The organism is Christensenella sp. KGMB01412, from assembly GCF_055522415.1.
In genome coordinates, this window is sequence record NZ_JBVFVW010000015.1 from 21,313 (window position 1) to 33,418 (window position 12,106).

Below are 12,106 nucleotides of genomic sequence, written 5' to 3' on the forward strand. Positions count from 1 at the left end.
AAGGGCAGGCTATAGCAAGATTGAATTGATAGAAAACACGGAGGAAAAATGGATTATTTACACATCAAGGGCGCGAGGGAGCATAACCTGAAAAATATTGACATCAAGCTTCCGCGCGATAAGTTTATTGTGGTGACGGGGCTTTCCGGAAGTGGAAAGTCGTCGCTTGCGTTCGATACGATTTATGCGGAAGGCCAGCGGCGCTATGTGGAATCGCTTTCCGCATATGCGCGGCAATTTTTGGGACAGATGGAAAAACCGGACGTAGACCTCATCGAAGGACTCTCGCCTGCAATTTCGATCGACCAGAAAACAACGGCGAGGAACCCGCGTTCCACGGTTGGCACAGTGACGGAGATACACGATTACCTGAGGCTTTTGTATGCCCGCGCGGGCGAGGTATACTGCACGAAGTGCGGCAAAAAGATTTCGCGGCAGACGGTGGACCAGATGGTAGACCGCGTGATGAAAAGCCCGGAGGGCACGAAGCTGATGATTCTTGCGCCGGTGATCCGCGCCAAGAAGGGCGAGCATAAAAAGGTGCTCGAGAACCTTGCGAAGGACGGCTATGTGCGCGCAGTGGTGGACGGGGAAACCCATGAACTGGACGAAGAGTTTAATCTTGAAAAACAAAAGAAACACTCGATTTCAGCGGTGATCGACAGGATTATCGTAAAGCCGGAAAGTACGCAGCGCGCAACCGATTCTATCGAGACGGCGCTGCGGATGGCTGGCGGGCTTGTGATCATCAAAAATATGGATACGGGCGAAGAAACCCTGATGAATGAGAATTTTGCGTGTGCGGACTGTGGCGTGAGCATCGAGGAGCTTTCCCCAAGAATGTTTTCTTTTAACAGTCCATTTGGCGCGTGCCCGGAATGTACGGGGCTCGGGATGCTGATGAAGATCGATCCGGATCTGATCGTACCGGATAAAACAAAGACGCTGCGCGAGGGAGCCGTCAAAGCGTCCGGCTGGAATTTTGGAACGGTGGGCACGATCGCGAAAAATTACCTTGACGCAATGATGAAACGTTATCATTTCGATATGGATACGCCCTACGAGGACTTGCCTGATGAGGTGAAGCACGCGCTGCTTTACGGCACGAACGGGGAAAAGCTTCGTGTAGAATACGACGGGATGGGCGGATCAGGCTATTACAGCGCGGCGTTTGAGGGAATCATACCCAATTTGGAGCGGCGCTATCAGGAGACCACGTCCGAATACATGAAAAGCGAGATAGAAGGGTATATGGTGGAAACCCCATGCCCGGTGTGCGGGGGAAAACGCTATAAACCGGAGACGCTTGCGGTAAAAATCGGCGGGAAAAATATTGCGGAGCTTTCTGACCTTTCGGTGCGAGCGGCACGGGAGTTCCTCAATACGGTAGAGCTTGATTATAAACAGAAAATGATTGCGGAACAGATATTAAAGGAGCTGAATGCAAGGTTTGATTTCCTGATCAACGTAGGACTCGATTACCTCACCCTGTCGCGCGCGGCGGGAACGCTTTCCGGAGGGGAGGCGCAGCGCATTCGCCTTGCAACGCAAATCGGCAGCGGCCTTGTGGGTGTGCTGTATATTTTGGATGAGCCGAGCATTGGCCTGCACCAGAAGGACAACGACAAGCTTTTGAAAACGCTTAAAAACCTGCGCGACCTTGGAAATACGCTGATTGTCGTAGAACATGACGAAGAAACCATGCTGAATGCGGATTACGTGGTGGATATCGGCCCCGGTGCGGGCGAGCATGGCGGAAAGGTCGTCGCCGAGGGAACGCCAAAGCAGATCATGGCAAACAAAAAGAGCATCACGGGGCAGTACCTGTCCGGTAAAAAGCTGATCAGGATTCCGGCAAAGGTGAGGAAGCCAAAGCACTGGATCACCATCAAGGGTGCGAGGGAAAACAATCTCAAGGATATCGACATATCGTTTCCAACGGGCGTGATCACAGCGGTTACGGGCGTTTCAGGAAGCGGAAAGAGCACGGTTGTAAACCATATCCTCAAAAAAGCCTCGATGCAGCGGTTTTACCATTCCAAGGAGCGCCCGGGCAAGCATGATGTGATCGAAGGGCTCGAATATGTGGATAAGGTAGTGGATATCGACCAGTCGCCCATCGGCAGGACGCCGCGCTCCAATCCGGCGACATATACCGGTATATTTGACCTGATACGCGATATTTTTGCGATGACGCAGGACGCAAAGGCGCGCGGTTACCAGAAAGGCCGTTTTTCGTTCAATGTAAAGGGCGGACGCTGCGAGGCATGTAAGGGAGACGGCATCATCAAAATAGAGATGCACTTCCTGCCCGACGTATACGTTCCGTGCGAGGTATGCAAGGGCCAGCGGTATAATCGTGAAACGCTTGAGGTGCGTTACAAGGGAAAGAATATTTTTGAAGTCCTCGATATGACGGTGGAGGAGGCATATAAGTTTTTTGAAAACGTGCCGCGCATCGAGAGTAAATTAAAGGTACTGCTGGATGTTGGGCTTTCTTATGTGAAACTGGGGCAGCCGTCCACCACGCTTTCAGGCGGGGAAGCGCAGCGCGTGAAGCTGGCAACCCACCTTGCGAAAAAGCAGACGGGAAATACGTTGTTTATTCTGGACGAGCCAACCACAGGCTTGCACATGGACGACGTCAAAAAACTGGTGAAGGTATTAAACCGTCTGGCTGATAAGGGAAACACCGTGATTGTCATCGAGCACAATCTCGACGTGATCAAGAGCGCGGATTATATTGTGGATATGGGGCCGGACGGTGGCGACAAGGGCGGCACTGTGATCGCCAAAGGAACGCCGAAAGAGGTTTCGGAAAATAAAAAAAGCTACACGGGAGAATATTTGAAACGCATTTTTGACAATGCCACCCCGGAGCATTACCTGCAGCCCAAAAAGAAATAATTTCGCAGCGGGCGCAAGAAGTCCGGGAACGTATATGATATTGCATTATTTCACGTCAGGTCATTATCTTCGCCGGGCAGGCGCAGGACAGTTTACGACTCAGGGACGCGCGTACATTGTAACTATGGAAATAAAAACGCACTCTGCGTCCGCCTTTCCGAATATATGAAAAATCCATTCAAAGTGCAACGGCTCCCGAAGCCCTTCGCTGCAAACTGTCCTATGCCTGCCGGAAGCAGAGGGGTATTCCCGGGCAACGTACCACCGCAGCGCAAGGCGTATAAGCGCCGGTGTCTGTTTCAGGACACTGCCTGCCTTCGGATACATCGAACGATATCACATGGAAAAATGTTTATGCCGAACGCAGCCTTTTCAGCAAACAGGCGCACAACACGGCGCCGGCGGCAAGAATCAGCGCCAGCGGCATCAGGTTGCGGAGGGTAAAACCTCCGTCTGCCATTAGGAGGTACCCCCATGTCGCGGGGAACGCTTTCCCAAAAGCGTCAAAAAAGCCGGGCAGCATATTGATTGGAAACATAATTCCTGAGAGCAGGATCGAAGGCAGGAAGATTAGTTGGCAAACCATGGTAAGCTTTGCCTGGTTTGTCACCAACAGGCCAAGAACGCTCCCAATACATAATGATACCGCTATGAAAATTGCAAGGGAAGCGAAATACAGCGGGGGATTGGCCGGGGGTTCTGCGCCAAAAGCAGCCGGCGCAGCAAAATATATGATTGTGCTCATAATCATGAGGTGGATAAACGCCGACAGGAACAGCGTAACCACACCAAAATATACCGGCACGCCATTTGCTTGATATACTTTTTTAATATCACTGCCGTAAAGCTCCGCAAGGGAAGGGGGCAGGCCGATAAGCGCGCCCATCGATACGCCCATTACGGTCATGGATTGTATGAGCGTGTCTTTGGACAGCGGATTTATGGAGGTGAAGATACCGCCCATAAAGGCAAAAAAGAGCAGCGGAACCACATAGCACGTGATCAACAGGGATTTACTCCTGATATCAAGCTTCCATTGCAGTGCGGTTCCGTATAAAAATGCGTTCAAGATTCCTTCCCCCTTGCAATATCGATAAAATATTCCTCGAGCGTCCCGCGGTCTATGCTGATGCCCAGCACGGCGATTCCTCTTTCCCTGAAATCCTGAAGCAGGGCAAGCAGCGTATTGGCGATGTCGTCTGTCTCATGGCTTTCGTTACCAAGCCCTGTTTCGATATGCAGGGTAAACCGTTTGCCAAATTGTTCTGACAATTCCGTAACAGTGCCCGTAAAGGCGATACTGCCGTCGTTGAGGATTGCAATGCGCCCACACAGGCTTTCGACCTCAGCCATATCGTGACTGGCTAAAACAATGGTTTTTCCCTGCGCCTTCAATTCGCGGAGCTGGTTATGGAGCGATACCCTGCCCTCCACGTCCAGTCCGGCGGTCGGCTCGTCAAGGAACAGGATATCCGGATCGCCTGTCAACGCAAGCGCGAGATGCAGGCGGCGTTTTTGGCCTGTTGAGAGCTCATGATACCGCTTCTTTGCAAACGCGTCGATTCCAAGCGCGGCAAGTATAGGAGCGTTGGGCTCGGTATGATTCCATTTTGCAAACAGCCGTACGGCTTCCATTGGCCTGATATATGCGGGAAGTGACGCCGACTGCAACTGGATGCCTACGCTGCCGTTCACCGTAATACTTCCGCCGTCATACCTGCGCAATCCTTCGATACATTCAAGCGCGGTGGTTTTCCCTGCGCCGTTCACGCCAAGCAGTGCAAACATTTCACCCTTTAACACATCAAAGCTGATCTCTCTGAGGACAGTATGATCGCCATAACTCTTTTTCAGTCGGCGGACCTGTATCGCACAGCTCATTTGTCTCCTCCTTCAAACGGATTGACGCCCAGATTTGTGAAGTAGGCTTCCAGGGCGAGTTCGATGTAAGCGTTTGCGGCCGTTTGTTTTTGCTTCCATTCGTTGTCCATACCATCGAAAGTCCCGATTTCCATGAGTCTGGACAGCATCTTCATATCCCCGCCGGTAAATTCTGTAACCATGTCCCAAAAGGCTCTGGCAAGGGACTGGCCTTTGCTGCTTGCGGGAGGAACGCCTTCCCGGGAAAGCCATATTGCCTCGTCGAGCAGGCTGTTGAACGTATTTATCATTTTCAGTCCGCTGTCCTGGTCGAAACGGCTGCGGATATGGTCGAGGGTGTCGCTGTCAAAATGCTTGATCAACCAGTAAAATTCGTTTTTCATCCGCAGGTTCACGATAATATCCGCGTATTTTTTAAAATCTACGGATTGCATTTGCAAAACCTCGGTTTTCAGCGTTTCAATCGCGCGCAAAGATTCCGAAAGGCTTTCCATCTTTTCCCGTATGGCGGCGGCCTGTGTTGAAAGCGCAGCCGCAACATCGGCAGGGGAGTCGAGGTCGACCAACCGGTTTTTGATATCACCAAGCGAAAACCCCAGAGATTTCAGTGACAAAATTTGATGGAGCTTTACGAGGTCCTTATCCGTATAGAGCCTGCGTCCGCCTTCGCTTTCAGACGATGGCGAAAGCAATCCTTTTTTATCGTAATACTGAAGGGTACGGACGGTAACGCCCATTTTGTTTGCAGCCTGGCCCACCGTCATATAACCCTGTGGTATGGCTTTATATTGATCCATGCAAAAAACCTCCTGTTTCCATTATAATTCATGACGTTGCGTCATAAGCAAGTTTTTGATTATGATGTGAAACCGACAAAGGGCACAATAAAAAAGCCCATTGCGAAAAACTTTCCGTTCACATTGATTTCCATTGGCATAAGTGATACAATGAAAAGGCATGAAAAAATGGCTTTATTTAGCTAATATCTTGTGAAATCATTTGTAAAGATCGGAATGAATAATAAGGAATCGACAAAATCTATCCCCCCACTATTTTTCCCTTTATTAATGGATCATGTGACATTTTTGCTATCTGACGGATGAAAAACAGGTGCTTTTTACCATAACGTATGTAAAAATATGGAAAGGTCTGCTTTAATACAATACCCGACCTAAAAAGAAAGGATTTCGCCAAATCAAAATTTTCAGGCATGAAAAAAGTTAGGAAGATTGGACAATTTCAGATATATACGGTGATGTGGCTGGTTGCCATTCTGGTCCTTATTGCGCTGCTGTGGCAGAACTTAGGCGGCGCGCGTATCATCAATTACAGCGGGATCGTGAGGGGCGCCACACAGAAGCTGGTAAAGGAAGAGCTGCATGGCTATGAGGACGATGCTCTTATCAGTCGTCTTGACGGTATCATCTATGACCTGCAAACGGGAAACGGCGATTATGGTCTGTCAAGGGATGATGATGCCCAGTATCAGCAGATGCTTGCGGATTTAAGCATTATATGGACTGATATCAAGGATGAGATTACAGTGATGCGGTCCGGTGCGACGGGCAGCGGCGAGAAGCTGTATGATTTGAGCCAAAAGCATTTTGAACTTGCAGACGATCTTGTATTGAGGGCGGAGGAAAGCTCGGACGAAAAACTGAAAAACTCCATCATATGCTATTTTATTTGCCTTGCGTTATCCATCGTGTTTTTTGGAGTTCTGAATGTACATAACCGCAAAGCGCTGGAAAAGAGCATCTTTACGGATAAGCTGACCGGAATTTTCAACAGGGCGGGGTTTGAAGCTTCGGCTGCAAATTTGCTGCGGCAGCGCAACGCATCCGAATATACCGTCGTGGAATTTGATATCGAATATTTTAAAGATTTAAATAAGGTGTATGGATACACGCTTGGAGACCAGTTGCTGATTGCCATTTCCGCTGCGCTTTCAAAATGGGCGGGAAAAGACCAGCTTTGCGCGCGCATTGACGCGGACAACTTTGTGGTTCTGGCCAGAAGCTCGGATACCCTCATAGCTGAGCTTGAAACCGTTTTGAATGATGCGCTCAGAACAATGGCGTTTCTCGAGGCATACGACGGACTTACCTTTGCCATCGGCGCATATGATATTACGCAAAATGACGAAATGGTTAAAACCATTATGGATAAGGCAAATACCGCGCATAAAACGGCAAAGACGCAGAAAGAGGGGGCAGTCCAGTGGTATGACCAGGCCCTTGTGGAAAAACTGGAACTTGAGGGAAAGCTTAAAGACAGGCTGCATCAGGCGCTTAGGGATGGGGAACTCAAAATGTATCTTCAGCCAAAGCTGGAGCTTGAGAACCTGAAGGTAATCGGGGCAGAGGCCCTGGTGCGCTGGGAGGTTCCCGGAGAGGGAATGATATATCCGGACACCTATATCCCGCTGTTTGAAAAATGCGGCATGATTGCGTATCTTGACTTCTATATGTTGAGAAAAGCCTGCGCCTACCTGCGCGCCCAACTCGACAAGGGGCTTGCGCATCTTGTGATTTCCGTCAATATTTCGAGGGTGACGCTGTACAGCAGAATGTTTTACGAAACCTTTCTGGATATTGTGGGGCAACATAAAATCCCGCATGACTGCATTGAAGTTGAAGTCACGGAAAGCGCTTTTAATGAAGTAGCAGATTCTGTAATCCAGATATTGTCCCAACTGAAGGAAGATGGATTCCTGATTTCGATGGACGACTTCGGAGCCGGATATTCCAGCCTGAGCCTTTTGGGCAAGCTGCCGATCCAGATCATCAAACTTGATCGTGAATTTTTAAATGAGATGGATCAAAACAGTAATGTGAAGGGCGTGATTGCCTGTGCGGTAGATCTGGCGCATGCACTGGGAATCAAAATCACCTGTGAAGGCGTTGAAACATTGGAACAGGTTCGGTTTTTGAAGGGACTTGGCTGCGATTACGGTCAGGGCTATTATTTTTCCAAACCCATTCCTCAGGATCGATTTACAGAAGAATTTTGGTCTTGATTCGATAACAGCCGACTGTAATAACAGGCGGCTATTTTTTGATATGGCATTCTTTACAGTGGCAATATTTTTCCTGGTATTCGCCCGTATCAGCTTCCACCAGAATCACGTGTTCCGCACAGATTTCACTGCGGGGAGTCGGTGTGGGAAAAGGAACGCCTTCTTCCTCCATATCGTACAAAAACAACGAGAGCGCATCGTGTGCCATTTCCTGCGCGGCTTCGCGCGAATCACCGCAGGAAACACAGCTTTCAAAATCAGGAAAACAAACAGTATACATTCCGTCTTCTTCCGATATAATTGCAGGGTAACAATATTTTGCCATCAGGACACCTCCGTTTTTTCCAAACCTGCCTGCCGCAGGATAGCGGCAAGCGTACCCGCGGCAAGCTCTTCCGTTTTGTGGCGTGATACCGGAAAGGTACGCCCTGTGAGGGGACTGAAATATAAATCATGGTTTCCGCCCTCGCGTTTTAGCAGGATATCGTTATGGGAGAGAAGCCTTCTAAGCTCGCTTACCTTCATGCTATAATCCTTTCCAAGGTTTCTGTTTGATTATAACTATACCAGTTTTACAGGGAATGTAAACATCAGGCATAATTGTAAACCAATATAAAATATATAGTTTACAATAAGGTGGCGCTATGATATACTACAATAGATTTTTATTGCAGCCTGCCAAAAGGTTGCGCAGCAGGCATTTGCTGGAAACTGCTATACAGCCTGCCTTTACGGCGGCGCAGCCATGCAAAGCCATAAGTTAATACGCTGTAGCCAGCAATCAACAGGCGGCGCTGTGGACGGCAAGCGGGCGCCTGCTCAAATGGGGGATAACAGGATGGAAATGGCAACTACAAAAAAAACGACGACAAGGGATATCATATTATGCGCTCTCTTCGCGGCGCTGATTGCAATCGGCGCATTTATCAGGATACCGATTCCCTATGTACCGATTACATTCCAGGCATTTTTCGTATTGCTCGCGGGGTTTCTCCTCGGACCGAAATATGGCACGATATCCATGCTGCTGTATCTTGCGATTGGCCTTTTGGGACTGCCGGTTTTTACGGAGGGCGGCGGCTTTATGTATGTGTTAAAGCCGACCTTTGGATATTTAATCGGATTTGCGCTCACCGCCTTTGTTGCCGGGCGGCGTACGCAAAGAATCAAAAAGCTCAGCGTAAAAAATCTGTTTTTGTCCGGAATGCTTGGTATGGTACCCGCATATATCATAGGGACGCTGTACTTTTACCTGATCATGAATTTTGTGTTGCAAACGCCCATGGCGCTGTGGGCGGTTTTATGGTCGTGCGTGATTATCTTTTTGCCGGCAGATATTTTACGTTGCCTGCTCGCCGCATGGCTTGCAAAACGGTTGCTGCCGGTTCTGCGTAAAAATGGCACGCTTTGAGGAGAAAACATGATTTCAGAAATGACAAAAAAAGTGATTGATGGATATGCGATCACAAAGCAGGAGGCTTGTTTGCTGAACAATGAGGGCGCCCGGGCGCTCGGCGAGGCGGCTGATGAGATCAGGAGATTTTTTTGTGGGGATGATTTTGATATCTGTACAATTATCAATGGAAAAAGCGGACGTTGTGGGGAAGATTGCAAATTTTGCGCGCAGTCCGCACATTACAGGACAGGAGCCGGGTTTTATGGGCTGCTGAATGAGGAAATTTTCCTGCGTGCTGCGGAAGGGTATCAAAAAGCAGGCGCGCGGCGATTTTCCATTGTGACGTCAGGCGCGCGGCTTACGGATAGCGAAGTAGAGAAGCTGTGCAATATCTATGCAAAGATTACCGCGCAATGTGGGATACAGGTATGCGCCTCCCACGGCCTGCTGACCGGGGAGCAGTTCCGTATGCTCCGGCAGGCGGGCGTGAGACGCTATCACAACAATCTGGAGACCTCGCGCGGCTATTTTCCGTACATCTGTTCGACGCATTCCTATGACCAAAAGCTTGCAGTGATCCATTTGGCGCAGCAGGCGGGGCTTTGTGTGTGCAGCGGGGGGATTTTCGGTATGGGCGAACGAATGGAAGACCGAATCGATATGGCATTTGAACTGAGAGGGCTTGGGATAAAGTCCGTTCCGCTCAATCTGCTGAACCCGGTCAAGGGAACGCCGCTTGAAGGACAGCCGCTTATTTCAGAGGAAGAGGCGTTAAAGACGGCGGCAATCTTCCGCTTTGTATTGCCGGACGCGCAACTGCGGCTGGCGGGCGGCAGGATAAACCTGAAGGACCGCGGGAGAAGAATGATACGCTCCGGTGTAAATGCCGCTATCTCAGGGGATATGTTGACAACGGCAGGCGCCGCATTGACGGGCGATCTCGCAATGATTGGGGAATGCGGATTCACAACGGGGCCGTGAACGGTTAAAAACCCGGTTGTTTTGATTGCCTGGTAAAAAAAGATATTAAGAAAGTATAAAATTTTGCGTAAATAAGTTGTAATACGCTTCTGGCAATGTTATATTTAATATAACGATTAAAAAAGGTGGCGCAGTATTTTGAAATTTCATCTGAATCTTTATTTAATAGTGGGTATCTTCGCGATTGCGATGAACCTGATTGTAGGAAGTGTTATTTCTGTGCACGACGGTTTTATCCAGACTGCGCAATGCCTTTTGAGCGGAATCGGCATTTTTTTCTGTGTTATGGGCTTCTTCGAGCAGAAAGACAGGGCCTGCAGCAAGCATGAATAAAAGATAAATATCAGAGCGCAGAGTTATCTGTGCTTTTTTTGTCGAAAAATTCGAAAAAAATGATTGACATTTGAATTAAATTGTTTTAACCTAAAGTCAGGCAAACGATAAAGCCTGCTTTTTCGTTCGCTTTTTTTATTGCCCGCATTTCGCGATTTGCGCCCTGGATGGGCGTTTTTTTGTGCTGTTTTTTGGAGAAACCTTATGACCAAAAAAGCAGACATTATTTTTCGGTTTTACAACGGCCTGTTTTTTATCAAATTCGTAATAACGATTTATCTCAAATATGATTCGATTTAGAAAGTTATGCGTGCGGTGAAACCGGCATTGGAATATGACTGCAAAAGTACTAATACAATCAGGCAAAAGCCGGGGTATCGGCGGGGTGTTTCTGTGAAGAGCAAACAAAAGGAAAAAGGCAAAGCGACAATTAAAGACGTTGCGTTACGCGCGGGTGTTACTCCCGCTATCGTGTCGCGCGTGTTCAATAAAGATAAAACGCTCAATATAAAAAAAGAGACCAAAACGGCTGTATACCGCGCAATCAGGGAATTGAACTATACGCCTAACTCAGTCGCGAGAAATCTGAGGATGCACAAAAGCCATACAATCGGCGTATTGGTGGCAGACATCATGAATCCGTTTTTCACCGAAATTGTGAAAGGCGTGCAGCAGGCCGCGGATGAACAGGGTTACAATATTATTCTCTGCAATACAGACGACAATGCGGAAAAGGGGAAAAAATACATCAATGTCTTAAGCTCGCAGATGGTGGATGGAATGATCCTTGGAGCAGGATATGTAAGCGATGATGAAATCGCTTTACTGGAAAGCATGGGTACAAAATATGTGCTGATGAACCGGATTACAGACGACGCGGCCCCTTATGTGAGGGGAAACGATTTTGAAGGGATGCGCCTTGCTGCGAAGCACCTGATTGGATTGGGACATCAGAGGATCGCGCATCTGTCAGGGCCGCTGTATGCGGATACCGGACTCAAAAGATTGCAGGGATACCGCAAAGCACTGATGGATGCGGGAATCACTTACCGTCCGGAGTATGTTTTAGAGACGCAATATGATGAAAAGTCTGGCTATGAAACATGCAGGCAGTTACTTGGGCTGAAGGAACAGCCAACGGCGATCTGTGCGGGCAATGATATGGTGGCGATTGGCGCGATGCGCGCGGTGAAAGAGGCGGGCCTTGCCATACCCGGCGATATTTCGATCGTGGGATACAACGATATCTGGGTGGCGCCGCTGCTTTCGCCTCCGCTTACAACCGTAAGCTACGATTTGCTGAATATGGGAAAAGTTACATTCGGCCTGTTGCTGAGCCTGATGAGGGGCAACGAAGACACGCAGACAAAAATCATTTTAGAACCCAAACTGACCGTGAGGGAATCCACACAACAAATACAGTGAAAAAACTGCATACTATTTTCCTGAAAACCCGTCGGTATGCGATTGCGGGCGCAGGCAACCATGCTTCAAACTGTAAATTTTTTTTAATGATTTATTAAATTGTTTTAACGGGCGATATTTGATTTCTTTGCATGGCAGGGATGATCGAATGGAAATAAAAGGAA

The 12,106-nt window shown here is 48.6% G+C and carries 11 protein-coding genes; 6 read left to right on the forward strand and 5 right to left on the reverse strand.

Annotated features, from left to right (window positions below; genetic code table 11):
- The first annotated feature begins 48 nt into the window (after window positions 1-48).
- Window positions 49-2,907, forward strand: coding sequence for an excinuclease ABC subunit UvrA (gene uvrA / locus ACS5WU_RS13560; RefSeq protein WP_046441853.1), 2,859 nt, complete (start codon window positions 49-51; stop codon window positions 2,905-2,907).
- Window positions 2,908-3,259: 352 nt separating this feature from the next.
- Here the strand turns inward: uvrA and ACS5WU_RS13565 are convergent, their stop codons facing one another.
- Genes ACS5WU_RS13565 through ACS5WU_RS13575 form a run of 3 tightly spaced genes read right to left on the reverse strand, consistent with a single transcriptional unit; the run spans window position 3,260 to window position 5,585 of the window.
- Window positions 3,260-3,976, reverse strand: coding sequence for an ABC transporter permease (locus tag ACS5WU_RS13565; RefSeq protein ID WP_302762292.1), 717 nt, complete (start codon window positions 3,974-3,976; stop codon window positions 3,260-3,262).
- The gene (locus ACS5WU_RS13570) at window positions 3,973-4,788 is read right to left on the reverse strand and encodes an ABC transporter ATP-binding protein (RefSeq protein WP_465089199.1); all 816 of its coding nucleotides are present in this window, start codon (window positions 4,786-4,788) and stop codon (window positions 3,973-3,975) included. The genes ACS5WU_RS13565 and ACS5WU_RS13570 overlap by 4 nt, the downstream gene beginning before the upstream one ends.
- Window positions 4,785-5,585: a MerR family transcriptional regulator gene (locus ACS5WU_RS13575; RefSeq protein ID WP_302761823.1), complete on the reverse strand. Its 801-nt coding sequence runs from the start codon at window positions 5,583-5,585 to the stop codon at window positions 4,785-4,787. Before ACS5WU_RS13575 ends, ACS5WU_RS13570 begins: the two co-directional genes overlap by 4 nt.
- Before the next feature lie 413 nt (window positions 5,586-5,998).
- Between ACS5WU_RS13575 and ACS5WU_RS13580 the strand changes: the two genes are divergently transcribed.
- Window positions 5,999-7,807: a putative bifunctional diguanylate cyclase/phosphodiesterase gene (locus ACS5WU_RS13580; protein ID WP_302761821.1), complete on the forward strand. Its 1,809-nt coding sequence runs from the start codon at window positions 5,999-6,001 to the stop codon at window positions 7,805-7,807.
- 31 nt (window positions 7,808-7,838) lie between these two features.
- On the opposite strand, the gene ACS5WU_RS13585 is transcribed toward ACS5WU_RS13580, so the two are convergent.
- Both ACS5WU_RS13585 and ACS5WU_RS13590 read right to left on the reverse strand, forming a co-directional pair.
- Window positions 7,839-8,132 carry a type II toxin-antitoxin system HicB family antitoxin gene (locus ACS5WU_RS13585; RefSeq protein WP_059109127.1) on the reverse strand — a complete coding sequence of 98 codons (294 nt, stop codon included), beginning with the start codon at window positions 8,130-8,132 and terminating at the stop codon, window positions 7,839-7,841.
- Window positions 8,132-8,332 (reverse strand): type II toxin-antitoxin system HicA family toxin, encoded by a 201-nt coding sequence (locus tag ACS5WU_RS13590; RefSeq protein ID WP_046441864.1) that lies wholly within the window; start codon window positions 8,330-8,332, stop codon window positions 8,132-8,134. Before ACS5WU_RS13590 ends, ACS5WU_RS13585 begins: the two co-directional genes overlap by 1 nt.
- A 319-nt stretch (window positions 8,333-8,651) precedes the next feature.
- Here ACS5WU_RS13590 and ACS5WU_RS13595 point away from each other — a divergent pair, with 319 nt between their 5' ends.
- The 4 genes from ACS5WU_RS13595 to ACS5WU_RS13610 all read left to right on the forward strand — a co-directional run bounded on the left by ACS5WU_RS13595 (window position 8,652) and on the right by ACS5WU_RS13610 (window position 11,942).
- Complete coding sequence (locus ACS5WU_RS13595; protein ID WP_156415095.1) at window positions 8,652-9,218, forward strand: biotin transporter BioY; 567 nt, start codon at window positions 8,652-8,654, stop codon at window positions 9,216-9,218.
- 9 nt (window positions 9,219-9,227) lie between these two features.
- On the forward strand, window positions 9,228-10,184 hold the full coding sequence (bioB, locus tag ACS5WU_RS13600; protein ID WP_302761816.1) for a biotin synthase BioB: 957 nt from the start codon (window positions 9,228-9,230) through the stop codon (window positions 10,182-10,184).
- Window positions 10,185-10,322: 138 nt separating this feature from the next.
- Window positions 10,323-10,517 carry a hypothetical protein gene (locus tag ACS5WU_RS13605; protein ID WP_046441867.1) on the forward strand — a complete coding sequence of 65 codons (195 nt, stop codon included), beginning with the start codon at window positions 10,323-10,325 and terminating at the stop codon, window positions 10,515-10,517.
- Between the two features lie 393 nt (window positions 10,518-10,910).
- Entirely contained in the window at window positions 10,911-11,942 is a 1,032-nt protein-coding gene (locus tag ACS5WU_RS13610) for a LacI family DNA-binding transcriptional regulator (protein ID WP_046441878.1), read from the forward strand.
- Window positions 11,943-12,106: the final 164 nt, after the last annotated feature.

Coding starts and splice junctions, on each gene's coding strand:
- uvrA (WP_046441853.1), top strand. CDS start 49: ATGGATTATTTACACATCAAGGGCGCGAGGGAGCATAACCTGAAAAAT.
- ACS5WU_RS13570 (WP_465089199.1), bottom strand. CDS start 4,788: ATGAGCTGTGCGATACAGGTCCGCCGACTGAAAAAGAGTTATGGCGAT.
- ACS5WU_RS13575 (WP_302761823.1), bottom strand. CDS start 5,585: ATGGATCAATATAAAGCCATACCACAGGGTTATATGACGGTGGGCCAG.
- ACS5WU_RS13580 (WP_302761821.1), top strand. CDS start 5,999: ATGAAAAAAGTTAGGAAGATTGGACAATTTCAGATATATACGGTGATG.
- ACS5WU_RS13585 (WP_059109127.1), bottom strand. CDS start 8,132: ATGGCAAAATATTGTTACCCTGCAATTATATCGGAAGAAGACGGAATG.
- ACS5WU_RS13590 (WP_046441864.1), bottom strand. CDS start 8,332: ATGAAGGTAAGCGAGCTTAGAAGGCTTCTCTCCCATAACGATATCCTG.
- ACS5WU_RS13595 (WP_156415095.1), top strand. CDS start 8,652: ATGGCAACTACAAAAAAAACGACGACAAGGGATATCATATTATGCGCT.
- bioB (WP_302761816.1), top strand. CDS start 9,228: ATGATTTCAGAAATGACAAAAAAAGTGATTGATGGATATGCGATCACA.